Below are 25,532 nucleotides of genomic sequence, written 5' to 3'. Positions count from 1 at the left end.
ATTCCTATATATAAGGCTTTATATCTATATAGAACCTATTCTTTTACCAATCTAAAATTCAGTATTGTATCTATTTGAAATCTATTATTTAACGTATTCGTTGTTGCCAAAGTCCAAGAGGGATAAATATTTCTCTACCCCATCAGGTGCAATAACAACGATATTCGCCTTAGGTAACTCACGAGCCATGCGTTTTGCCGCTACAATGGCCGCCCCCGCGGAAAGGCCAATAGAGATACCACTTTCACGCATAAAGGTTTGCACCTCGCTAAAAGCTTCTTCGTCACTTACCGTTTGCACGCCATCCATCAATATTTGGTCAAAGTTTTCAGGAATGAAACCAGCCCCAATACCTTGTATTTTGTGAGGGCCGCCCTTACCTTCGGTAATAGCAGGAGATCCCGTTGGCTCTACAGCAATGGCTTTTAGATTAGGATTATGTTCTTTCAATCGTCTCGTAACGCCTGTGAAAGTACCACCCGTGCCGATACCCGCTACAAATACATCGACATTCGGCACTTGTTCTACAATTTCAGTACCCGTCGTGCGGTAATGCATATCTGGGTTTGCAGGATTTACGAATTGGCCCAAGGTGAAAGCATTTGGATACTTCTCTAAAATTTCATTGGCCCGCTCAAGAGCCCCCTTCATACCTGTTTCTTTTGGTGTTAAGATGAGCTGCGCCCCATACGCCTTGATAAGCTCACGGCGTTCTTTACTCATACTTTCAGGCATGATAATCACTGTTTTAATATGTAGAATAGCGCCTACCATAGCAAGAGCGATCCCCGTATTACCACTTGTGGCTTCTACAATGATGCTATCCTCATGGATGCGACCTTGCTCTTTTGCAGCTTGTAACATACCGAGTACGGCACGGTCTTTTACAGAACCACCTACATTATATTTTTCAAGCTTTACATAAATATTGGTATTTGGCAATTGATATATCGGTGTTTTACCAATAAGTTCAATTGTTTGGCTTGTTACTATACTCATCTAATCCTCCCTCTAGCGATAGATGATAAAAATCGCCCTTAGGAACATCCCAAGGACGATATTATATTGCACCTTGTTATTCACCATATACGGGGTATAACCGTTTATGTATTCCAATTAATACAACCATACTCTAACATTTGAATCATTTCATTGTCAAGAGAATGAGAACGACTTTTAAAACCCTAAAAATACAGGAAATAACTAGCTTTATCTATTTTGTTGTAAGTGCGTCAAGTACCCCATCCCATGTGATGGGTACCATTATAATGATGAGGGCCAATCCAATAAAGAAAATTGCTCCTACCAAGACTGTAAGACGAGGGATAAGAGATATAGCCATACTACTAGCTAAATGCGATACTTTAGTTACATCATGATGTAACGCTACATGACCCCATAAGAAACCAGCAACTACATAGGTGATAATATATGGGTCGAAAATGATTAGGGTCGTCAATTCATTATCAGCATGCATAATTCGGTTAATACTCGGAGACACTAGTACATTTACAAGTATGGCTAGGATTTTAAACCACACTAGACACACGATATAAGGCCACATTGTTTTTATCGTCATTCTCAGCATATAAAGCAAGCCCACCAAGCTCGCTCCAAGAGAGCCTCTTTGACTCCCCATGTACCGCTCCATCCAAGAAGGCTTATGTTTACCTGCATCTACTTGGTCATAATAAAAGGATAAATCCCGTTCTCCATGAGCTAAATCAACGAGCCCTAATACTTGAAACAATATGAGCGAAAAGACTAGAATAACACCTATTTGAAAGCTTTCACTAAAGAACATGTCCATCAGATCGAAATCAAGATAACCAATGTTAAAGAGATTACCATACACATCGTGAAACGCAATATATATACCATTTGTTACAAGCATATCTAGCACAAATAGGAGCAACACAAAAATGATATATCCGTTCCAGCGAGTCCATTTACTTTGTTCTCTTAAATGAGTGTGAGTCCCTACGATTATCGATGCAGGTTGTAAAGACAAGGTCACACCAATCATAAAACAAGTAATAAAGGATGTGACCATTGTTAAATATTCGTATGCCATATTAACGGTATGCTACACGCTCAGGCTGCATGTCGTGGAAATGAAGGCGCTCTTTTGCAGTCTTTTCCCACTCTGTACCAGGCTTGCCATAGTTTGCGTATGGATCGATGGACAAACCACCGCGCGGCGTAAACTTGCCCCACACCTCGATATATTTAGGATCCATCAACTTCACAAGATCTTTCATGATAATGTTGATGCAGTCCTCGTGAAAGTCCCCATGATTGCGGAAACTAAACAGATACAACTTCAAAGACTTGGACTCTACCATTTTCTTATCTGGAACATAAGAAATATAGATTGTCGCAAAGTCTGGTTGACCTGTCATAGGACACAAGCTAGTAAACTCAGGGCAATTAAACTTAACGAAATAGTCATTATCAGGGTGTTTATTATCAAACGCCTCTAACACCTGTGGCGCATAATCAGTAGGATAATCGGTCTTGTGACCTAACATCGTTACCCCTTGTAACTCTTTTTCAGATCTGCCGGATGCCATAAGGAACCTCTTTCTATAATACGATATAAGAAATAATTCATGTGATACTTAATTATACCATAAGAAATTCTAGTTCTTATTTTCTAAAATGTATTCTATAAGAGGTTCCGCCTCATTATAATTACGCTTCTATATATGTAATTAATTGATAGAACAAAAAACATATATACAGCTTTAAAAATTTTTATTGTTAGCAGACATTCTTACTTTTCCCTTGATTCTCAATAACGGGAATATACTTTTTCTTTACAACTTAAACACTACAAAAAATCATAGAATTTCAATATACCTAGCGCCGCTAAGAAATAAAAAAATACAATCCACACTACATACATCTGTTTCTTTCTAGCCCAATCTTAATAACGACTGTGTGATGGCTGCCTGAATAGGGTAGCTGCAACTAAAACAGATTGTAAAAACCAAGCCATAACAATTGGCACAGCTATGTAATCTAAGAAATAAAACATGCTAAATAGCATGAAGGGGTATGTAATAATTATCGCCCAAGAGATGACTTTAATAAAACCATAATTAGAATTAGCAATTAAAGATACTAGTAATGGTGAAAGTTTTTTTTCTTAAGAGTATTTTATATATGATCCAATAGAGAACAATTGCCGAATAAAAGATGACTACGAAAACTAAGGGTAAATGAATATGCACAAACACTAACTCCTTTTACGACTTAAATAGTTATAAATATAAGTCCATACTACATAGATCAAAAGGATTACAATATATACAGTAAATCGACTTCATCCTCGATCATTTCAGGATTTGTAACAATAGTAAAAGGAATAATTATAAGAAAGAAAAGTACAACGCCCCTGACAAAATAATTATAAATTTTTAAAAATAACATATGAGTATTCCTATCATTAAAACCACTCGTTTACAACACAACTAAAATTTTAACTCTAATATATCACAAATTTTATATAAATTTATATAATAAAAATTAGAATAATCCATCATGATTGCCACATCCTTAACACCATATATCGGCTATGATAAGAGTGCCAAGATAGTAAAAGGACGCTATAGTTCTAAATCATTCAGTAATACTTATCACTGAAGTTTAGACTATAACGTCCTATCGGGTTTAAATGATCATGACCTTAAGATTAATTCAAATATAATCATTTTTTTAAGAGCTTATATATAAAGTACCATCCCAACATAAATATTCCACTAATAATATAAGCACTACCATAGAAATATATCCAAAACTCGTCACTAGTAACCTCAGGATCCATAACAAGCATTAATGTAATGCCTCCTAGGAAAAAAATCATTCCAACCCAAAAGATTAAATTAAATATTTTAAAAATATTTTCACCTCAATAATTTGCTAACACTTATATTAAAATTATATGATTAGGCATCTTATCAAACGGAATTAAATACTCTGAAAGACTTGTTAATTCGTCCAAATCATTACGAGTTATAACATATAAATGGAGTCCATCATCTTTTCCAACTATATCAGCCCGCTCACCATACCACGGTCTTTTATATGATAATATCCAACTTTTTATATCTCCATATAGGTTAAAAATCTGTAATTGTTCCTCTCCAATAGCTAAACCATATCTATCCGTCACAGATACATCAAAATACGGGACAGAAATAGGGTTTTTAATCTGAACCTTTTTAAAATAATCTAATATAGTTATATTATCTGTATCCAAACAAACTAATTTTCCATTATGAGAATAGGACTCTTTTGTTTCACTTTCATAAATAACGTATGCAAATTTTTCATCATATTCTGCTACTTCATTTATAATATGAACAGAATAATCAACCAATGACAAAGATACTACCCCTTTATTGGTATGCATTAAAATTATGTCATCATTAAATTTGTATAATTGATAAAAATAGAATTCCTTAATATTATTAGGAATAGGTATTAACTTAACAAAATGTGTATCAATATCTACAAAGCATAAAGACGACTCTAATTTAAATACAATTCTGTTTTTCAGCATATCTGTATATATAGCTTCAATAAGTAATAATTGTTCGCCTATATAAATTCTATTAACTTCGCTCCAATCCATGTCCAAAATAATTAGACCATTAAGTTTATCATTTATAATTATATAATTTGCACATCGCAAAGCAAAAATTATAACATTTTCTGAACTTGGACTTTTTATCTGTTTAATAGGTTCTAATTCTATCATCTATATTCCTTACTAAGTTTCTTTTTAGAATCAGCAGAATGTGGCTTTATTTCCCCCGTCAAAGGATCTGCTTCTCCTAAATGATTACCTTTTCTATCAAATACTTCTAAATGTGCTTTCTTTCCAAAGTGAAGTGTATCTCTATAATAATATTTTTTATCTTTTTTATAAACCTGAGCACCATGAGGTTCGACTTTACCTATTTTATCAAATGTACCATCTGATAAAATAGTTTCAGAATCTTTAGGCAGACGATTTTCCCTAATATAAGGGGCTTCTTCATCAAAGTTAAATTTGGTGGATATTTCTGGCTTCTCTCTATTATGCTTTGCAAACAGCGTAAGATTCTTTTCAAAATTATTAGCTGAATGAACTGCTAGTGTACTACCTGCCATTATTTGTGTCACAGATACCGGCGTAGCAACAGCTGTTACTCCGCCAGCTGTAAATATCCCCGTCTCTATAACACCTGTGCCAGCAGTAATACCACCACCAACAACACCTATCCCATCTCCTAATAATTTACCACCGTAATAATATTGGTTGTAACTAGGAGTGATTCCTAAAGAACGTTCAAATGCTGAAAAACCATCTTCAGTAAAGCTATCCAAAACACCTCTTGTAACATCAGTACTTTTTAAAATATGTGATAAGAGTTTATCTTCTCCTACTCGTATCCGATTATAATGATATAAAGTATTTTCATCAAATTCATCAGATCCAGCTTTAAAGCCCTCTATTTTACTTATTATTTCAGCCCGATTTAAAGCGAATATATTTTTCTCATTTTGTATTCGCTCAGCAAAAGAACTTTCCTCTTTCAAAGGTAATGATATTACTTTTACCATCGCCTTCTTAAGCTTACCAGTATTAGAATCTAAAGAGAATGCACGATCAAGACTAATATTATATCTGTTACGCTCTCGTTTATACGGAAGATAGATATTAAAATCAATTAAGTCCGATATTGTATTAAAATATTTTTTAAATATACTTTTCTCTTGACTAATATAATCAGCTTCTTGTTTTTCATCAATAGCTTTCCATTTTTGAATTACTAGTTTACGTTCCTTTTCACTCTTAGCCAAAGAAAGCTCATACTCATACTGTTTTCCTTGCTCATGAGTTAAATAATTACTTGTTGTAGCAGATAGTGAAATACCAGTTCCTAACGAAGAGTGTGAAACTGTTTTACCTAAAACCGCACTAGCAATTTTATATACATCAGAGTTATCAACATATTTACCATCAGCATTTATTGTACTATTAGGATGTTTAGCTACTTCCTTAGCAATAGCCCCCACCATTATCTCATTAGCACTAGCAGTTGCAAAACCGTCTAAACTGGAGCCTCCAGCCATATTAGAGACTACTGCACCAAAACCACCATGTAAGGCAACTTTATAAATGCCACCATCTTTCCATTTATCAGCTTCTTTTTGATATCGTTTTTTTAGAGCTTCATCAGAAGTATTAGCGACTTTTTCCTCATACTTCTGAACTTGCTTCATTGCAATATCCCCAATTAACTTGAAGCCCTCATCAGATACAGCATTAACGTATTCCATACGTTCTTTTACATCAGCCTTATCAAATATTGGTTTAATACTATTGAGTGCATGTTCAGTATCTCTGTTAATAGCAGTAAGTGGTTTACCCTCTACTTCTACCAATATAGCATCACTAATAGCAGATTTTGTAGTAGATTGGGCCTCATCTGATACTGGAATAGAAACTACTGGAGATAGTCCCAATGGGTTGATTTTACCGAGAATACCTTTTGCTGTCAATCCAGATGTATTCATTGCTATACCAGATTTCTTAGCCTTATAAGACGCTTCATTATGAATGTCTTCCATAACTAGAGATTTGGTAGACATCTTATTTTTTTCAGGTGTAGCTTTACTAGTTATAATAGCACCTTTTAATGTTGTCGTATTGCCAACAGTAATATTCACACCATCATTACCTGCATGTATACCCGATTGATCTGTAACACTTTTATAAGTACTATCAATATTGCCTTTTACATTAACACCATTAATCGTAGGTTGAGATATAAAGTTTGCACCAGATATAGATATCCCCTTATTCTTGGATGTTTCATGATAAATCTGACTGTCTTGTAAGCTTTCTACAGTGAGATTATTACCTACTTTCGCCGTTACACCTCGCCCAGAAACAGTAGACCCAATAAGGTTCGTATTACTGCCACTTTCAATAGATACGTTATTAGTACCTACAACATGTGTCCCTGTATGAGTAGTAGTATCTTCTATGCCATTTTCTGTCCCTTTATAAGCGGATGCCGACCAACCTACGAGCCCTCCAGTTCTCATACCAATATTAGCAGAAACATTCCAGCCACTAGACTTACTATTTGTTTCAACACGTTGCGTATTTGAACCGGCCTCTAGATTGATAGTATTGGAAGCAGCTAATTGTACATTCTTCCCTTTGATTTGCTCGCCAATTGCAGTAATATTACCTTTAATTGAATCTGCACTATTAGCATGAATCAAAACAGTTCCATCAGAGTCAATAGTCCCACTAGAATACGTATGACGTTCTAACTTCGATTCAGCTACACTTTTACTAGATCCAATACCTATTTGTACATTAATAGCTCTATCAATGGCTTTATCAGTAGCTTTATCAACAACACTTTTATTTTCTTCTAAAGTACTTCGTCTTTTCAGTAAAAACTCTTGTTTAGCTTTAAGCTCTGCTAACTTAGTTGCGTCAGTTTCTGGTGTATTGACTATATCAGCATTGACACGTTCCAATTGTGAATTAATAGCTCTCATTTGGCCATTATAACTTCTATCAACAATTTGCTTTGCTTCGCCAATAGCAGAGAGCAATCGATCCATAGACTGTTTGCCTTCTAATGATTTAAAGCGACTGTTTCTTCTATCAGATGCACTGTGTTGTTTTTTTACAGCACTATCTATTTTTTCAACAACACTGCCACCTAAACTTACAGTTAACCCTGAAGACTTACGTTCATGACGCTCCTCTTGTTTATACAAGTCATCTTTACCATCTAATATAATATCTTGCCCTAAAATGACAACGCCATTTTTCCCTACTGCATTCGTCGTGGTCAAATGAACTGTGCCACCCGCTTGTACAGTAACTTCTCCATTTGTGGATCCTAAAGTTGTGGCTTTATGAGTAGTTTCATCGATATAATAGTTATCTTTCGATTGTTTTTTACCAATCATGATACCCATACCAGCACCCATAATACCAGATTTTTTTACATCTTTAGATGCGGTACTTAGAGTATGCTTTGCCGCTGCATCCGTTATTACATCATGACCTGCTAATACAGATGTTCCTGCGGTACTCACGATATTAGAAGATGTAAGTGTCACATCGTTATTAGCACCTACCACTACAGTATGACCACTGACTGTACTCATTAATGCATTTGTAGATTCATCATTTGTTTTGATTTTAGTCTCCTTTTTATTAAGGAGGCCTTTTTCTTTGTATTTTAACGCAAATGCATCTTTAGACTCGCTATAGCCATTTTCAATGGATACATCATTTTCACCAATTACTTTTACCGCCCCAGAATCACTGCTAACAGTCAAATTACGAGCCTTAATATCATTTTTGGCGCCAATAGATACATTTCCACCAGCCTCTATTGTCGTTCCTAGTTCAGTTTGACGATAGGTTCGTAAATAATTATCCCCATCTTGAGTCATATCTTTTTTAGCAGTAAGAATATCTGTAGTACTATTAATATCATGTCCAGCGGTAATAGTGATAGCCCCTTCTTTACCTAATGCTTCAATAGTTGCACCACCTAGGTTTACGTCATTGCCAGCAGATACGATCATAACGCCTGTATCACCGCTTATAGCAATACCCGCCGTTTTATGTAAAACATCTTGGTTTGTTAAATGCTCAATAGAATTGTTAAAAGTGATATTCTCTTTTGCTTGTAATCCTACAGCATCACGACCAACAATTTGACCTTGTTGGTAAATAGTTGTATCCGATTGCAAACCAACTTTGTCTGCATTAATATGACCGTTATTAATAATATCTTGATTAGATGCGAGAACTACTGTTTTACCCTGAATAACACCTTCATTATGAATACGTTTCTTTGCATTCATAACCAATGTATTAGCACTTATTAGTGTTCCATCAGTATGTAACTGTAAACCATTGCTTTGTTTAAGGTATACCTTAGGATAGATCACCTCAACAGGTTTTCCCTCTACCATAACAATATCTTTTACAAGCCAGACCATATCACTAGTTAAACTAGCTGCTTGTTCTGCTGTCAGTGCTACACCTGGAGCAATACCGTGTTGTTTAGCATAGACAATACCGGCATCCATGAGCGCTTTAAATTGACTTTCGTCATCTGTATACCCATCAAGGAATCTATACCCTGTTCCAAATACAATCTGCTGTCTAACCAAGGTCTGCTCATACAAACCATCACCTAGTCGTTTTTCGATATTTTCAGGCTTTGTTTTCATCTCTCGATACATATAATCGGAAGATAAAAAGGCTTTTTTATTCGTAAATTGCGGATCTGTTTCAACTACATAGTTAGCAGTGCTTTCAGGATGTATTCTATACAAAGATTCTGTAGGCAATGCCAAAATATTAGTTCCTGCAGTTGGTTTAGATGCATCATTGCTGCTATCTTGTGCAAATGGATTTAAGAAGTCTTGTACCTCTTTACGGTGATTATCCCCTACCTCACCTTTTGCCTTACCATTTTTGTCTTCTTTCTTAGCCACCCCAAGTGATATTGGATTTTCTTTATTTACTTGTGGAGTCATAAATACTTGACCCTTATAACCTCTTCGTCTAGATTTATGTGGCCATCTTCTTTTATAGGTATATGAAGCTTCTGTAGTACCAAATGTATTAGTCACTTCTTGATTTTCTTTTGCTACTTGATCAATAGCACCCGTAGTAGTTAATGTACCACCTACAACCATTTGACTATTTTCATTAGTACCATTTCCCGTGAATGACAGATCCCCACCAAAGCGCACAACACCTGGCGTACTATTTTTCACCTCTTCTTTAGAGGTCATTGTTTTATTTCGAATAATAGTATAATTGTCTATTTTTTCATTAGCTACTCCGGAAATTTTTTGGTTATGTAATTCAGCCTTTGCATTATGAGCTTTAATTTTTTCATTTAATGAAGCTAAAATTGGCTTATATTGTGCATCCCACGCTTCTTGTTCAGGACCTGACGTTAGTGGGCGCTCTGTTGTCATAGATGTAATGCCAAACTCTTTAAAAATAGGATCATCATAAGCGTACGAAGGTACTTGTGTACCAATATATTCTGCTGGAATTAACTCTTCACCTGCCGCTTGCTCTTCTGGCGTAATTTGTTCTACCGTAACATATTCTGCAGCCTCATATATTGGCATTGGGGATTTTCCGTAACTATGGAGTGCGCCATAGCCACTATTTAAAGAAGTAAATTCAGACTTTTTAAAAACTTGACCATGCTCACTATGATTTTTATCTGTAATCAGGATTTGATCTTCTTGCTCTGTCAGCATAGCGTCATTACTTGCACCAGAAAGACCTTTTTCAATTTCAGGGCTAACACGTTTTGCTGTAAAGGAAGAGTTCTTATTTTGGTAGTCTTTACTTCGGATGACACCTTTTCCAATTCCCTCAATAGTACCACCGATATTGTGCAAAGTGTCTCGACCATCCAATGTCATAGTGCCACCACTATACACAAGAGACTTCTCTCTATTCAAGATAGAATCCGCCTCAATAGTTACATCATCTCGACCTGCAACAGTACTCCCTTTATGAGCAGATAATTCCTCTTGTACTAACTTAACAATCTTAAGCTTTTCATCATATACTTGGGATAGTTCTTTGATTCGGTTCAAATATTCATCTTGTTCAGTTTTTGATGTAAAAGCTGTAGTATCTATAGCATAAGCTGCTTCAAGCTTATCCTCTGCTGCTTTCATATCTGCCATAGCAGCATCTAATTTAGATTCTAACGCCACATTCTTACGATTTTCCAGTACCTCAGTTTGTATCGCTACTTTTCCACCATAAATGCGACCATTCTCTATATTATGTACTTCTTTACTATTAATTCTAGTAGTACCACCAGATACAATCACTGCGTCAGTATTACGAATAGTACCTGCCTCAACAGACAAGGAGCCATTACCTGTCACAGCGCCTTGAGTATTGGCACCAGCTGCCATTGTATTTTTGTTAGTTAAAGTTTCTTCTACCTTAATATGTCCATTTTTAACGGATGTAATATTCCCTGCATTAATTAACTCTTTTGTTTCTAAATCCAAGTTTCCACCTGAAGCAATTGTCTTTATATTCTGTATAGAATTTGCTTTAGCCACGAGACTTGTATCGGATTGAAGCGTACCATTAACAGATAGATGACCATTAGCATCTACTGAAACAGACTGAGACCCTGCAACTACACCATTAAGATTAACACCTACACCAGCTTCAGTGCCAACCATAGTAATATGATTAGCATACATCCCACCTACTGCAGCCACATCTAATCCAATCATTGGTTTTGTTTCAACAGTTGAAGACTCTAAAGCTGTAGCCTTTAAGTTGTTAGCATCAATGTGATTTTGTCCGGTACGAGTATTAAGTTTGTTTGCCCAAACCCCTGCATTTACATTAATAGTTCTTGCCAAGATAGATACAGAATCTGCACCTTTTCCATCAAGACCTTTGCCTTCAATAGCAACTTTCCCTTGTTCTACGCGGTAATTTTGTAAATTTCCAGCACCATTTAATTCTGCTCTACCTGTAGTTAACACAGCATGATCTGCATTAAGGAACCCACCACCATTAACTGTAATGCCGTTAGGATTTGCGACCACAACTGAAGCTCTTTGCCCCGCCACTTCTAAATAACCATTCATAGATGTCGGTGTACCTGATGTAACTTGGTTTACGATAACCTTTGCAGTACCATTCACCATGTTACTATTACCTTGTACATAACCAGCAAGTTCTGTTTTACTCGTTACATATGAGTTATTTAAAATAGCCCCTTGTTTCTCTACATTAAATTGCTCATATTTATTCATAGAGACGCCCTTATTAGTGGGTGCCGTAATATTAATTAAAGGTATCTGATTAGCAGTTTCCTGAACTAATGGTCGTTCAGTAATAACAGCATTATTATCTGGCATAATTGGCGAAGCCAGTACCATCGATTGAGATGCTACAAACACCCCAAAACTTAGCCAGGATACAATCTTACGCCCTAGTGTACGTCGTTCTTGATTCGTTTTACACATATAACTCTCCAATTATATAAATAATAGTTCAACACTTATTAAGTCTTAATTATATTTAGATTAGAATCTATATCCTACGGTAAAACCGCTATAAAACTTCTTCGTATGATATCCTTGTGGCTTATATAAAGGTGTGCTGATAAATGCATCAAATAATAAACCTGATGCATAATTACCTCTTATACCGATTGCAGTACCTGCAATGGCTTTACCTACCAATTTTTCTGCACTTTTACCATATACCGCGCCTACATCTAAACCAAGATATACTTCTGTATTAAGATGAGGAATAACAGAGACTACCTCATTACGTAAATACCACCCACTATCACCCATAAGTGTATATTCACCATCAAAACCATAGACACTATACCGATTACCAATATTTATAGTGTCTACACTATATACCCTTTTACCGCCTTGTACCCATTGTCCATGAAATGAAGATGTAAAGGATGCAGGACGATGGCCCATAACAAATGGCTTACGATAATCGACATCAGCAAGCCACATATGATATCTAGATGTAGGCCCCCCCATTGCAACAGATGCTGTATGTTCGGGCTGTGCACCAAATGCACCAATGCCCCATTGAAATCCTAAACGAGAATACAAGGTAGCATTACCAATATATTTACGATTAGAAACACCAAACTCCATTGAGGTAGTACGTAATGCTTGCACCGGAATTTCCGTATCATTAACAAAGCGATGATTATGACGTGTACTGATAGAAATATCAAATGCACGTTTCTCACGCTGTGTACGAGACCAAACATGATTCCATTTTGCCTTTATAGTAGTTGACTTACCACTATATGTGAAGTCATATGGATTGGACTGTATCATTTGATGATATCGTGATTTAGAAAAACTAAAACTAAAGGTATCCTTTCCATGAGGTATAATATAATTAAGACTGGCTGCACGAGTTCCTTTTATACTACCTGATCCACTAAGATCACCTGATAATGACATAGTAAATGTATCATTAGCTCTAAAAACTTGATCAAAAGAGGTAGTAAAGCTACCTTGATATATCCCGGTTGATTCCAGACCACTATTATCAATACTAATCGATCCATATACTGGCTTTTCTTGTTTGATTGATAGCTCAATAACAGATGTACCTATAGCTTTACCTGGGAGTAACTTCATTGTCACGGATTGAGATGATACACGTTTCATCTGCTCAAGACCTTGTTCAATATCACGGATATTAAGTATATCTCCAGGTCGTACAACTAAGGCAGTTCGCCAAGGTCCATGAGCCGAAGACTCACTATAACGGATATCTTCCACTCGACCAGGTATAACCATCAATTGTAATATTCCATCATTTAAATTTTGTTCTGGAATATAGACTTGAGATGTTACAAACCCCTTATCCAACAATTTACGTTGAAAGGCATTACGAATATTAGTAATATCTGATACAGTTACATTTTTTGCTCATACTTGTGGGTAAGCTTATTTAGAAAAGATAATTCTTTAGGCATACCATCTAACTGTATTTGTTTAATATAAAAAGACGCACCATTCTGATCAGAAGGTACGTCTATAAGTGCCGGCTCACTAGCAACAGTCTCTACACGCTCTTCATCTAAGCGTAAGCTACGTTCTCGTTGAGTATCCCGGTCTTGTTGTAATTGCTCTTGTTGAGCTATAGGTATAATTGGATCAGTAGCCTGAACCATTAAAGGCATAGATAGACTATATATACCTAAACTCAGAAGAACTAAGTGTTTTTTATTCACGAAACTCTCCTATAAACATACTCAAATAGCACCAATCATGATAAGTTCATGAAATACGTATCATCAGAATAGCATAATTAAAGTTTTGTTGTAAAGTATAAATATATTTCTTCTTTTTAGTTTTATAAAATTAAAATTCATAATATAATATTCATATATCCATGTTATATTACCAATTATGATTTATCGTGACGTTTTATACACAATGGAGGTTACCATGAAATTAAAACAACTGATTTTGTCCGGTATAGCCGTTGGAGCGCTAGCTTTCACAAGCGGAATGGTGCAACCTGCCCAGGCAGCAATCGGAACGGAGACAGCTACAACGACACAGAGTTTAAAAAGACCTACATCAGTAACGACACAGCATTATATCAATGTAGATGGCATATTATTAGAGCCCATAGAAAATAAACCAAATGTTATCTATGTTGACGGACAACCACTCGTAGCGTTACGTCAAGTATCAGAAGCATTAGGTTATAAAGTATCTTGGGATGCCCCTACAAAAACCGCATTAATCGATATGAATATTGCTACCTTAGCGGTACAACCAGACTCTAAACAAGTCGTGCGCAAGGGTAAATTGCAAATCATCAACCTTGATACATCCGAATCTTTACTGCCTGCAGCACGTATGGTAGACGGAATTCTATATGTAAGTCCAAATGCATTCAAACTCTTGCTAAATGATGTAACCATCAATAAAGACGAAATCTATATCGTTCCACAACAAAGTCAATTGTCCACTGATTCAAACACGCAAAAAGGCAAACGAAACGGTATCGAAACATTTTTACCGGATCAAGGAGATAAAGTAATTCCATACGAAGAAAAGGAAACCAAAGAAAAGAAACCTCTTATTACGGTAAAACGAACTAACACCAAAACAGATACCAAAGACACAGAAAATACCGAATATGTACGCTCTAACGGATTAAACAGATAATAAAATCTTTCGTATAGCTATATATAATTTAGCACCTTATAACTTAAAGAAGGCAACTCATCACCATGATAGATTGCCTTCTTTTTTGATTTTTGTTAGTTTATTATTTTTGTTACTTTATATTGTTACTTTATTATTACTTCTTACCCTTTACAGCTCAATACAGTTTATTGCTTACTGTTTTTTGACAGATTATCTATACTATCTTTTGCCGTATCCATACTCCGCTTCAGATCCTTCATGGATTCTTTTATGTCCGGCGCTGTAAGGCCAGATTTGTCGATGTCTTTTGCAGAGTCAGAAGCACGTCTACTATTTTCCCTAGCTTGTTTCATATCATCTTTAATGCGAGTCATATTTTCATCAATTTCATCAAATGACTCATCATACAGAATGAAATTACTGCCTCCGTGAGAAGTAATATTAAGCGGCCCCATCGTGAGCTGTCCATCATCGATACGCAGAGCATCCGTAGTGATAGTGGTGATTTTCGTATGTACGTTCACATCGCTAAAGGATAAATGCCGCCCTTTATTGTGAAAGTTTCCCGTAATGCTTTGAATCGGAATTAGCATATAGTGCCCTTCACCAGACCAGAAGTTACCCCATACCTCCATATCTCGAGGTTGGCCTTCACTTTTAAAGTTCAAATTTGCCGATACGGGCACGAGAAACTCAGGAGCCTTGAGGGCTACACTACTATCTAAATCCTTTGCTACGCCTGTAATCGTATAGGCTCGAGTGTCCAAATTATATACACCCTTAGCCTCCAATTTACCGCTGTATACATTGGCACTAACGTTTTCAAAATTCAAAATACCATCTTGGTACGTCACATCTCCTACTACATTCTCAAAAGTAAGTGCAGGAATCCGTAAAATAGGCATCGTCACACGACCTTTAGCAAAAGGACGGTTAAAATCGCCTGTTACCTTTGTAAGCAAGGTCATGGCATCATGAATATTCTCACCAAAGCCTAGTGATGATGGATCCACCCCTTTCACATCAAATTGTAGATCCAGTTGAGGCATGCGATGCTTTAAAACATCCTTTAAATCTACACGACCTTTTAATACAAGACCATCCCCTATGGCGGTACCACCAAATTTGCCCGTCTCCATATCGATACGAATGGCCCTCTTACTATCAAGATCAATTTTTGAGTTTACATTCTTTATCACATAATGGCGATTTCTATTAAAGACCTCTAACTGACTATTTCTAAGTGTAATCTTAAGATCTAAATGTTGACCTTGCCAATTAAAGTTACGTACTTTCTTACCTAGTTCCTCTTGCCGTTCTTGTGTGGTCTTTTTAGGTGCTTTCGGACGAGGCTCTACCTCATTAATTGGTTTATTTACATCTGGAGATATGGGCGCGAAATCCAACCGATTATTATCGTCTAAATCAATAACTATAACCGCATCATCTAATTCAATGCCCTTGATAGCGGAGGACTTAAAATTACGTGTCACCACATCCCACATATTGACGCGGACTTTCCCACTTGGTGCATTGAGCAACTCATGCCCTTCTGGGTCCTTCCAAACAAGGCCTGTAAAAGTCAAAGTTCCCCACGGTGTAGCAGATAAACTTTCAACAGTAACCGTACCGCGCATCATAGTTTGTCGAGCCATAACCTCATTAAAAATAACGCCCATTCCACGACTAGCAATGGTTGCTAGTACAAAGACTATAATCGCTCCAATGGCAAGAAAGGCAGCAATGCCTTTTAGGCCTTTCTTATACAATTGTTTATATTTTGTCCAATAAGAACGTATATAATGTTTCATAGCCCTATTATAACATGTTCAAATCACAATATCCATGTGGTGTTGCCTGTATCAATCATATTGACCATAAGAAACTCTTTTCCATACAAAAAGCGCCTTGCTCACAGAAAACTCTGCATGCAAGGCGCCATTACCTAACTATTTTATAAAAAAGACAGCAAATTTATAGATTAAAAGTGCACCCACAAATGTGAGTGCACTTTATATATTGCAATAATCAATCTTATGCTTTTACTTCTTTACCGTATTTTACAAGGCTTTCAGCTTCAATTTCAGCTTGTGTACGATAGTCTTGAGGAATGCTAGACAAGCGAATCCAACTACGTACAGCTTCAATTAATACGATAAGGATCATGAGGAACATAGCAGCACTAAATGCTACTAAAATCCATTTACCAGCAGGAATATAGCTGTAGAATACATTTTCATAGTCTGCAGCGATAGCAACGATAGCCATTAAGATACAAGGGATACCTGTTACCCATGCATAGCGTTTGCGTCCAAGTCTCATGATAACTGTAGTACCTACGGCCAATGTCATGGTACCTAATAATTGGTTCGATACACCAAATAAAGGCCAGATAATACCAATGTTACCTTGTAGAACTAGGTAGCCCCACAAGATACAAATTAAAGCGGCACAACCATAAACCCCGGGAGCCCAATGTTGGTCGTTGAATTTAGGGTGGAAATGACCTAATAATTCTTGAAGTAAGTAACGACCTACACGAGTACCAGCATCGATCAAGGTCATGATGAACAATGCTTCGAACATGATACAGAAGTGATACCAGTAACCCATCAAGTGATCCATATTAGGCAATCTGGAGAAGATATGAGCCATACCTACTGCAAGGGATACGGCGCCACCAGGACGGTGCATCAAGTCTTCACCAACCATTGCAGACAATGCTGGCAATTCATGGACTTGAAGGCCTAAAGCTTTGAAAGACTCAACTGTGGAGTTAATCGCAAAGTAATCATCTGGATGCAATGCAGTGGCAGCAATCAACGCCATCATAGCGATGAAGCCTTCTGTTAACATCGCACCATAACCGATAGGTAAAATTTCTTTTTCATTAGTAAGCATTTTAGGTGTTGTACCTGTAGCAATAACAGTATGGAAGCCAGATAACGCACCACATGCGATAGTAATGAAGATGTAAGGGAATACGGAACCTTTCAATACAGGACCGCCGCCCCAGATGTAAGGAGTTACAGCTGGCATTTGAATTTCAGGCATTACGATGATAATACCAAGAGCCAATGCACCGATTGTACCGATTTTAAGGTATGTGGACAAATAGTCACGAGGAGCAAGTAACAACCATACTGGCAATGCAGCTGCAAAGAAACCATACACAGCAAGCATAATTTCAATGGTTTGCAAGTCGTATGTGAACCAAGATGCATATTCGCTAGCCGCTACATTTGGACCGTAGATGATAGCTGCGAAGATTAAGGCTACCCCAATAATAGTCGCCTCTTGGATTTTACCAGGACGCAACCATTTCAAATAAATACCAATAAAAATAGCGATTGGAATGGTAGCAAATACGGAGAAGAATCCCCAAGGAGAGTTATGCAATGCGTTAGCTACTACTACAGCCATACCAGCAAGGGTAATAATCAATAGGAATAAGGTAGCGAGCATAGCACCAAAACCAGCAAGTTTACTGATTTCTTCGCGAGCAATATCCGCAATCGATTTACCATCGTAACGAACGGAAGCAAACAAGATAACCATATCATGTACAGCACCGGCTAATACGGAACCAATTAGGATCCATAATGCCCCAGGCAAATACCCAAACTGTGCTGCGATAACAGGACCTACAAGTGGACCTGCACCAGCAATTGCTGCAAAGTGATGACCAAAGGTTACCCATTTGTTGGTTGGCACGTAATCGTGACCATCATTGTGAACCATGGCTGGCGTTGGACGATATTGATCCAATGTCAGTACCTTAGCCGCTATAAAAGCCCCATAAAAGCGGTACGCTAAAATTAGAATACACGCGGAGGCAATAACTAAGTAAATACCATTCATAACCATATAAACACCTCCAATAATCACGTGACATGGAGTATATGAATATTACTGATAAAACTTATGTATCGTATCCATGCCACAATGGCTTCCTAAAATGTTAGTACTTACAACATTATTGTATAACTAATCAACAAGGTGTCAATTATTAATTTCTCATTTTGAAAGTTAAGTATAACTATAAAGCATAATAACGGCATTCTCTACCTATGAGATGCCGTTATTATCCTAGATATATTGGTTACTGAATGACTCATTCTTATCTGTAATAAAAGATAGCTATATCCCTATTCTCCTGCTTTCCTATAAGTTTTTGTAATAGTCCCAAATGTACGCAACAAATTTAGACCTACGACACCGCTTTTTTCAGGGTGGAATTGCATTCCATATACTCTACCTCGTTCTACAATGCCAGGTACATCGATACCATAATTTGCAGTAGATATGATATATTCAGGATCTGTATCCACATAATAGGAATGAACGAAATATGTATATTGATCATCTACATTGCTAAAAGCACTATGAGGCTGGTGTACTACATTTTTATTCCAACCCATATGAGGCACGCTAAGGCCAAGGTTGCGAGGAATTTCTTTTACCTTACCGGGAATAAGGCCTAAACCGGGCGTTGGGCCGTATTCTTCAGATTCTTCAAATAAAAGTTGCATGCCTAAACAAATACCTAATAAAGGTATTTCACGTTTTACTACTTCATAGATGACATCGACTAAACCACGTTCTTTTAGAACTGCCATCGCCGGTGCATATGCGCCTACACCTGGCAAGAGAACACCATCAGCATTTAGTATGGTCTCAGGATCTGCCGTTAGCACTGCATCAAGACCGATATAAGCTAATGCTTTCTGAACATTGAAGGTATTCCCTGCATCATAATCTATAATGGCAATCATAATAAACTCCATTCTATAAAATGAAATCCGATATCATAAAACAAATCTTAATACTATCTGTGATATACCCTATGTGGATTAATGCATAAATTCTTTTAATATCTGGCGCATAACATCCCCATCTTGAGGCATTGGAATCGTAAGGCGTAACCATCCTTCTCGTTGACCTCGGCGCACTTGGTAACCTGATTTAAGCCAAGCATCTGCAAGACCTTCCGCATCAGGTGATGCAAAGAAGATAAAATTAGCTTTGCTCTTATAGTAGTGAATGCCTAACTCATCAAAGAGGCTTTCCCATTTTGCTCGTTCCTCTGCATTTTGAGATACCGTTCTCGCCAAGAATTCTTGATCATCGAAAGCGGCTTCTGCTGCCACTTGAGATAATGTATTCAGATTGTACGGTAAGCGAATGGTTTGCATATAATTGGCCAATTCTAAAGGAGTCATCATGTAGCCTACACGGTAGTTGGCAAGGCCATAGGCCTTCGAGAAGGTACGCATGATAGCCACATTAGGAAACTCATCCAAGAGCGCACGTGCCGTAGGAACTGCTACGGAAGTGACAAAATCGATATAAGCCTCGTCTACGATGACCAAGGTTTCCTTTGATACAGCTGCTACAAATTTGCGGATATCTTCAACAGATTCATAGGTGCCCGTTGGGTTATTAGGATTACAAATCCACACGAGGCGTGTCGTTTCATCTACAGCTTTCACGAGAGCAGAAAAATCATACTGCCCCGTTTCAAAATCAGCTGGCACCTCGCGAATCTCAGCACCTTCCACGAGGCCATTCAAGGCATATTCCGAAAAGGCTGGCACGCTTACTACGATGGAGTCACCAGCAGTAATCAATGTTTTATTGACCATGGCGATGACCTCATCTAGACCTACGCCGATGATGAGTTGCTCAGGTTGCACCTGCCAGTAACTCGCTAATTTCATACGCAAATCGGTAGCATTACCATCCGGATAATAGTTGGCATCATTATGTGTTACATAGCTAAGGATAGCCTCCCGTACCAATGGCGATGTGCCATATGGATTTTCATTCGCCGACAAGCGCACCAATCTGTCAATACCAAGGCGCTCTATCACCGCTTCAGCCGGCTCCTCAGGTATATAGGGTTTCAATGTGCGAATTATCTCTTTCATAGGCTATCCTTTCTATCTATTTTCTTAATGTATATAAACTCGTTTTACCTCATTTTGTGTTTATAAACTCGTCTTAACTCATATAAACGCATGGGTAATCGTAGGAACTCATAACGCGATGTACATTATAAATTTGTAATTTCTGGGCGATCTGTAGTCTTGCTAACAACCCCTTCGCGGCTCGCCAGCTCAGCTTCAATGGCTTCGTAAGGAATATTTTTCTCCGCTAATAACACGAGCAAGTGATATAACACATCTGCTGTTTCGTAAATCAGCTCCTGTGGATCATCATTTTTTGCAGCGATAACGACTTCCGTTGCCTCTTCCCCAACTTTTTTCAATATTTTATCGAGTCCTTTGTCGAATAAATAATTCGTATAAGACCCTTCCTTTGGCTGTGCCTTACGGTTTTTAATAATTTCATATAATTCGTTCAGTGTTTGCTGTGCCATGCTTAACTCCGTTCTACTTCATTAAAGAAACAGCTTGTACGCCCGGTATGACAGGCAGGACCTTCAGGCTTAACTTGAATGAGCAAGGTGTCGCCATCACAATCGAGGGCCATACTCACCACATGCTGTACATTGCCGCTGGTGCCACCCTTATGCCATAGTTCTTGACGAGATCGAGACCAAAACCACGTTTCCTTTGTTTCTAGTGTTCTGTGAAAGCTTTCTTCGTTCATCCACGCCACCATGAGAACGTCCTTAGTCTCCGCATCTTGCACAACCGTCGGCAACAAGCCATTTCCTTTTTCAAAATCCGGTTTCATATTCTATCCTTTATCAAAAGTAATCACCAATCTGTTATCCTATGTCAGTTTGTATATCTATCTCTACATCTGTATCTGTATTTATGTATGCATTTTATTCTATATCTATATATGTATCTACATCTTCATATATTTCTATTTCTATCTCTATCTATTACTATTGCTATTTCTATCTCTATCTATTACTATTGCTATTTCTATTTCTATTTTCTGTTTATCTATAAACAAACAATTTAACTAATTCTGAACATATAGACTAGCAAAGAGTTTACGAGAGATAGTAATTGTTTAGATCTATTTTAGCGCACTGTAATTCCGTGAGCTCGTAGTTCTTGTTTGAGTTCAGGAATTTTAACTTCCCCAAAGTGGAATATAGATGCTGCCAGTGCACCGGTAACACCGGTTTGCTTAAAGAGATTTACAAAATCCTCAACCTTACCCGCACCTCCAGATGCGATGATAGGTACATTAACAACAGACTCAATAGCCTTATATAACTCGATATCAAAGCCAGATTTTGTACCATCTTTGTCCATGCTCGTTACTAGCAATTCCCCTGCTCCACGAGCTACGGCCTCTTTTGCCCAATCTAGAGCTTTCCATTCTGTACGCTTGCGACCGCCGTGAGTATAGGCATACCATTCGCCGGTTTCTTCATCTGTTTTCACATCAATGGCTACCACCATACATTGATTACCAAACTTTTGAGCCCCTTCTGTGATGAGCTCAGGGTTAGCAAGAGCCGCAGAGTTCAAAGATACCTTATCCGCACCAGCTTTCAGCAAAGCCGTCATATCATCAACACTCTTGATACCACCACCCACGGTGAGTGGCATAAATACTTGTGTGGAGATTTCCTGTACCACATCGCGCATAGTGGTCCGCGCATCAACGGTGGCCGTAATATCTAAGAATACCAGCTCATCTGCCTGTTGCTGCTCATAGGAAGCCGCAATATCTACGGGACTGCCTACATCTACGAGATTAACAAAGTTAACCCCTTTTTTTACGCGACCATCATCTACATCTAGGCAGGGAATAATCCGTTTCGCTAACATAAAGCTCCTTTCCATCGAGTGTCATTCAATATAATTCAGCTGTTACGCCCAATACATTTCAACAGTTATACACAGCATATTTCATTGACCATGTACAATATATATTGATTATGCCCAATATTCCATTGGTTACAACCAATAATTAATGTAAGAGCATCATAGTCATTTCTATTATTTCTGCTGATTGTACTCGCCGATTTCCTCTAGCGTAATCGTGCCTTCGTACAGAGCCTTACCAACAATACTATCCATAACGCCTTTTTGTTCTAGCGATTTAATATCCCCTAGATTACGAACGCCTCCAGAAGCAACGATGCGTGCTGTAGGAAATTCTTTTTGCAAATTCCCAAGTAACTCTTCATTGGCGCCCTGCATTGTACCGTCCCGGTCTACATCGGTAACGATAAAATACTTTGCGCCCCCTTCAACCATGGCACCGATTAAATCGGTCATCGGCACGTCGGATTGGTCGAGCCAACCTTCAGCGGCAACCTTGCCATTTTTTCCATCTACACCAATAACGATACGCTCCGCACCGTATTCAGCGATAACCTGCTTTGTAAGTTCCGGATTTTTAAGTGCTACAGATCCTAAGATAACACGATCTACGCCCATGCCTAAATAGAGGTCAACGGCCTCTTTATCTCGGATGCCACCTCCAATTTCAAGGATGCCTGTGAAAGCTGCACGCACTGCTTTTACAATGTCTACATTTACAGGCTTGCCCGCCTTGGCACCATCTAAATCGACGAGGTGCAAGGCTCCCACTTTAGCCGCCTCATATTGTTTCGCTTGATCTACTGGATCAGGATTGATGACCGTTTCCTGTGCGAAGTCACCTTTATACAGGCGAACACTGCGCCCATCTTGTAAATCTATAGCTGGAAAAATCATAAATTCTCCTTTATTAAATAACGCCCTTTGTAGAGTTAACCCCTTGGATATCCGGATTAATAGTAACTGCTTTGCGCAATGCACGGCCCGTTGCCTTAAACATACTTTCAATAATGTGATGTGTATTGCGACCATATAAATTGCGCACATGAAGGTTCATAGCGGCGCTCATAGCAAGAGCTTGGAAGAAATCCTCCACCAGCTCTGTTTCAAAGTTGCCACCTAAAACCGGCGTACTCCATTCCCCTTGGAAAACGAGGTACGGACGACCGCTCAAATCGATGACAACTTGCGTCAATGCTTCATCCATAGGCACCCACGCATCGCCGTAACGCTCGATGCCAGCCTTGTCGCCAAGGGCTTTCACCAAGGCCTGCCCTAAGGCAAGTCCAACGTCCTCAACTGTATGGTGAGCGTCCACATACGTGTCGCCCTTTGCTTCTACCACAAGGCCAAATCGTCCGTGTTTAGCGAGTAGCGTCAACATGTGGTCAAAAAAGCCAATCCCGGTCGAGATGGAGCTTGTTTGCGCCCCATCAAGGGTAATTTCTACTGTAATATCTGTTTCTCGAGTGGTGCGTTGCACCGTGCCTGTGCGTATCATAACGACCTCTATACTCCAAATCTATATTTCTAATCTATATTTCCGCTCTATATTTTAAATTTACATATAAATATAGAGGCCAAATATATACCGAATCTATTTTCTACTATTTTGTCCAATATTTTCTCTAATATTTTTATAACTATTTTTCAAAACGTACTTCGATGGCGCGAGCATGCGCTTCGAGCCCTTCCGTACGAGCCAACGTAGTAATGTGTTTTGCCACTTCTTCTAACCGTTCTTTTGTAAATTGTGTGAAAGACGTACGTTTCACGAAATCGTATACGCCTAGCGGAGACGAGAATCGCGCTGTACCGCTAGTAGGCAATACGTGATTTGTACCGCCCAAGTAATCGCCCAACGGTTCAGATGCATAAGCACCGAGGAATACAGAGCCCGCATTTTGAACGAGGCTCATGTAGTTCATTGGGTCTGGCAATTGAATTTCCAAATGCTCTGGCGCCACTTCGTTCATCACCGTGAACATGTCTTCAATGCTGTCCATAACGGCAATATAACTGTTGTTTTCAATGGCTGGACGAGCGATACTTTCACGAGGCAACAATTTTAATTGTCGTTCTACCTCATCAGATACGGCATTTGCCAAGCTTTCACTAGTAGTGACCATAATAGCACGGGCTCGAGGATCATGCTCCGCTTGAGATAACAGGTCAGCCGCCAAGTGAACTGGATTAGCACTATCATCAGCAATAACACCAATTTCGCTAGGGCCTGCAATCATATCGATATCAACTTGGCCGAATACTTGGCGCTTCGCTGTGGCTACGTAAATATTACCAGGGCCTACGATTTTATCTACCTTTGGAATGGTTTCCGTACCGTAAGCCAACGCCGCTACCCCTTGGGCACCGCCCACTTGGTACACCGCATCAACACCAGCCAGTTTTGCCGCACCAAGTACAGCAGGGTTAATGCCATCCTTTTGAGGAGGTGTCACCATAACGATTTCTTTTACCCCTGCGATTTTGGCTGGCAATGCAGTCATGATAATAGTAGATGGATACGCCGCTGTACCGCCAGGAACGTAGAGACCAACACGAGCCAAGGGAATCACCTTTTGACCGCGGATGATACCCGGTGTATCCATATCCACAAAGCCCTGTTCAATTTCTCGGCTATGGAACTCCGTAATATTAGACTTTGCCTTTAACAATGCGGCTTTTAAATCATCAGATAAAGATTCATAAGCAGCGTCGATTTCCTCTTGAGGCACCTTGAAATCTTCGATGGATACGCCATCAAATTTTTTAGAATATGCTTTGAGCGCCGCATCACCGTTAGTCCGTACATCGGCGATTATATCGTACACACGACGTTCAATTTCCATATCTGTAGTTTGCTGTGTATAATCACGTACGATACCAAGCATCACCTCTAGTGATTCCTTATATATTTTCATCTGTCGTCCTTCTTCCTACTTGAGTTATCAGTATCTCTAGTTAGATCTAGTATTCATTTTCTATTATTCATTCCATATATTAATAGTT

At 38.3% G+C, this 25,532-nt stretch carries 18 protein-coding genes; 1 reads left to right on the top strand and 17 read right to left on the bottom strand.

All coding sequences use genetic code 11. From position 1 onward, the window contains the following. Positions 1-84: 84 nt before the first annotated feature. The 7 genes from cysK to ACGHIY_RS00715 form a co-directional block, all read right to left on the bottom strand. Positions 85-999: a cysteine synthase A gene (gene cysK, locus ACGHIY_RS00745; protein ID WP_123138344.1), complete on the bottom strand. Its 915-nt coding sequence runs from the start codon at positions 997-999 to the stop codon at positions 85-87. 214 nt (positions 1,000-1,213) lie between these two features. Further along, positions 1,214-2,074 (bottom strand): hypothetical protein, encoded by an 861-nt coding sequence (locus ACGHIY_RS00740; RefSeq protein ID WP_123138343.1) that lies wholly within the window; start codon positions 2,072-2,074, stop codon positions 1,214-1,216. A gap of 1 nt (position 2,075) precedes the next feature. Next, positions 2,076-2,573 (bottom strand): preQ(1) synthase, encoded by a 498-nt coding sequence (gene queF / locus ACGHIY_RS00735; RefSeq protein WP_004697960.1) that lies wholly within the window; start codon positions 2,571-2,573, stop codon positions 2,076-2,078. Between the two features lie 1,358 nt (positions 2,574-3,931). Then, entirely contained in the window at positions 3,932-4,765 is an 834-nt protein-coding gene (locus ACGHIY_RS00730; RefSeq protein WP_123138342.1) for a hypothetical protein, read from the bottom strand. Continuing rightward, complete coding sequence (locus ACGHIY_RS00725; protein ID WP_243632538.1) at positions 4,762-12,078, bottom strand: hemagglutinin repeat-containing protein; 7,317 nt, start codon at positions 12,076-12,078, stop codon at positions 4,762-4,764. The genes ACGHIY_RS00730 and ACGHIY_RS00725 overlap by 4 nt, the downstream gene beginning before the upstream one ends. A gap of 60 nt (positions 12,079-12,138) precedes the next feature. Further along, on the bottom strand, positions 12,139-13,470 hold the full coding sequence (locus tag ACGHIY_RS00720) for a ShlB/FhaC/HecB family hemolysin secretion/activation protein (RefSeq protein WP_390525583.1): 1,332 nt from the start codon (positions 13,468-13,470) through the stop codon (positions 12,139-12,141). A gap of 47 nt (positions 13,471-13,517) precedes the next feature. Beyond that, positions 13,518-13,835, bottom strand: coding sequence for a hypothetical protein (locus ACGHIY_RS00715; protein ID WP_390525582.1), 318 nt, complete (start codon positions 13,833-13,835; stop codon positions 13,518-13,520). Between the two features lie 217 nt (positions 13,836-14,052). On the opposite strand from ACGHIY_RS00715, the gene ACGHIY_RS00710 reads away from it, so the two are divergent. Beyond that, a complete protein-coding gene (locus ACGHIY_RS00710; RefSeq protein WP_287520387.1) occupies positions 14,053-14,784 on the top strand; it encodes a copper amine oxidase N-terminal domain-containing protein in 732 nt (243 codons plus the stop codon). A gap of 167 nt (positions 14,785-14,951) precedes the next feature. Here the strand turns inward: ACGHIY_RS00710 and ACGHIY_RS00705 are convergent, their stop codons facing one another. The 10 genes from ACGHIY_RS00705 to hisD form a co-directional block, all read right to left on the bottom strand. After that, complete coding sequence (locus tag ACGHIY_RS00705) at positions 14,952-16,577, bottom strand: AsmA-like C-terminal region-containing protein (RefSeq protein WP_215676226.1); 1,626 nt, start codon at positions 16,575-16,577, stop codon at positions 14,952-14,954. 223 nt (positions 16,578-16,800) lie between these two features. Continuing rightward, complete coding sequence (locus ACGHIY_RS00700; RefSeq protein ID WP_288580780.1) at positions 16,801-18,633, bottom strand: carbon starvation protein A; 1,833 nt, start codon at positions 18,631-18,633, stop codon at positions 16,801-16,803. A gap of 281 nt (positions 18,634-18,914) precedes the next feature. Further along, complete coding sequence (hisH, locus tag ACGHIY_RS00695; protein ID WP_105086841.1) at positions 18,915-19,541, bottom strand: imidazole glycerol phosphate synthase subunit HisH; 627 nt, start codon at positions 19,539-19,541, stop codon at positions 18,915-18,917. Between the two features lie 78 nt (positions 19,542-19,619). Beyond that, positions 19,620-20,696 (bottom strand): histidinol-phosphate transaminase, encoded by a 1,077-nt coding sequence (gene hisC / locus ACGHIY_RS00690; protein WP_390525581.1) that lies wholly within the window; start codon positions 20,694-20,696, stop codon positions 19,620-19,622. 125 nt (positions 20,697-20,821) lie between these two features. Further along, entirely contained in the window at positions 20,822-21,148 is a 327-nt protein-coding gene (gene hisE, locus ACGHIY_RS00685; RefSeq protein WP_287550004.1) for a phosphoribosyl-ATP diphosphatase, read from the bottom strand. Between the two features lie 2 nt (positions 21,149-21,150). After that, a complete protein-coding gene (hisI, locus tag ACGHIY_RS00680; RefSeq protein ID WP_287550005.1) occupies positions 21,151-21,468 on the bottom strand; it encodes a phosphoribosyl-AMP cyclohydrolase in 318 nt (105 codons plus the stop codon). Positions 21,469-21,767: 299 nt separating this feature from the next. Beyond that, positions 21,768-22,526 carry an imidazole glycerol phosphate synthase subunit HisF gene (gene hisF / locus ACGHIY_RS00675; RefSeq protein ID WP_316602047.1) on the bottom strand — a complete coding sequence of 253 codons (759 nt, stop codon included), beginning with the start codon at positions 22,524-22,526 and terminating at the stop codon, positions 21,768-21,770. 171 nt (positions 22,527-22,697) lie between these two features. Then, positions 22,698-23,420, bottom strand: coding sequence for a 1-(5-phosphoribosyl)-5-[(5-phosphoribosylamino)methylideneamino]imidazole-4-carboxamide isomerase (gene hisA, locus ACGHIY_RS00670; RefSeq protein ID WP_390525580.1), 723 nt, complete (start codon positions 23,418-23,420; stop codon positions 22,698-22,700). Positions 23,421-23,433: 13 nt separating this feature from the next. Next, a complete protein-coding gene (gene hisB, locus ACGHIY_RS00665) occupies positions 23,434-24,024 on the bottom strand; it encodes an imidazoleglycerol-phosphate dehydratase HisB (protein ID WP_215676213.1) in 591 nt (196 codons plus the stop codon). A 142-nt stretch (positions 24,025-24,166) separates the two neighbouring features. After that, on the bottom strand, positions 24,167-25,444 hold the full coding sequence (gene hisD, locus ACGHIY_RS00660) for a histidinol dehydrogenase (RefSeq protein WP_215676211.1): 1,278 nt from the start codon (positions 25,442-25,444) through the stop codon (positions 24,167-24,169). Positions 25,445-25,532: the final 88 nt, after the last annotated feature.

Origin of the sequence: Veillonella parvula, from assembly GCF_042850485.1 — a bacterium.
Classification (GTDB): domain Bacteria; phylum Bacillota; class Negativicutes; order Veillonellales; family Veillonellaceae; genus Veillonella; species Veillonella parvula_Q.
The sequence above is the reverse complement of the archived record's forward strand: the minus strand, read 5'-3'. Positions and strand labels throughout refer to the sequence as shown.

Excerpts from the sequence above, each read along its gene's own strand:
- cysK (WP_123138344.1), bottom strand. The coding sequence starts at position 999 with ATGAGTATAGTAACAAGCCAAACAATTGAACTTATTGGTAAAACACCG.
- ACGHIY_RS00740 (WP_123138343.1), bottom strand. The coding sequence starts at position 2,074 with ATGGCATACGAATATTTAACAATGGTCACATCCTTTATTACTTGTTTT.
- queF (WP_004697960.1), bottom strand. The coding sequence starts at position 2,573 with ATGGCATCCGGCAGATCTGAAAAAGAGTTACAAGGGGTAACGATGTTA.
- ACGHIY_RS00730 (WP_123138342.1), bottom strand. The coding sequence starts at position 4,765 with ATGATAGAATTAGAACCTATTAAACAGATAAAAAGTCCAAGTTCAGAA.
- ACGHIY_RS00725 (WP_243632538.1), bottom strand. The coding sequence starts at position 12,078 with ATGTGTAAAACGAATCAAGAACGACGTACACTAGGGCGTAAGATTGTA.
- ACGHIY_RS00710 (WP_287520387.1), top strand. The coding sequence starts at position 14,053 with ATGAAATTAAAACAACTGATTTTGTCCGGTATAGCCGTTGGAGCGCTA.
- ACGHIY_RS00705 (WP_215676226.1), bottom strand. The coding sequence starts at position 16,577 with ATGAAACATTATATACGTTCTTATTGGACAAAATATAAACAATTGTAT.
- ACGHIY_RS00700 (WP_288580780.1), bottom strand. The coding sequence starts at position 18,633 with ATGGTTATGAATGGTATTTACTTAGTTATTGCCTCCGCGTGTATTCTA.
- hisH (WP_105086841.1), bottom strand. The coding sequence starts at position 19,541 with ATGATTGCCATTATAGATTATGATGCAGGGAATACCTTCAATGTTCAG.
- hisC (WP_390525581.1), bottom strand. The coding sequence starts at position 20,696 with ATGAAAGAGATAATTCGCACATTGAAACCCTATATACCTGAGGAGCCG.
- hisE (WP_287550004.1), bottom strand. The coding sequence starts at position 21,148 with ATGGCACAGCAAACACTGAACGAATTATATGAAATTATTAAAAACCGT.
- hisI (WP_287550005.1), bottom strand. The coding sequence starts at position 21,468 with ATGAAACCGGATTTTGAAAAAGGAAATGGCTTGTTGCCGACGGTTGTG.
- hisF (WP_316602047.1), bottom strand. The coding sequence starts at position 22,526 with ATGTTAGCGAAACGGATTATTCCCTGCCTAGATGTAGATGATGGTCGC.
- hisA (WP_390525580.1), bottom strand. The coding sequence starts at position 23,420 with ATGATTTTTCCAGCTATAGATTTACAAGATGGGCGCAGTGTTCGCCTG.
- hisB (WP_215676213.1), bottom strand. The coding sequence starts at position 24,024 with ATGATACGCACAGGCACGGTGCAACGCACCACTCGAGAAACAGATATT.
- hisD (WP_215676211.1), bottom strand. The coding sequence starts at position 25,444 with ATGAAAATATATAAGGAATCACTAGAGGTGATGCTTGGTATCGTACGT.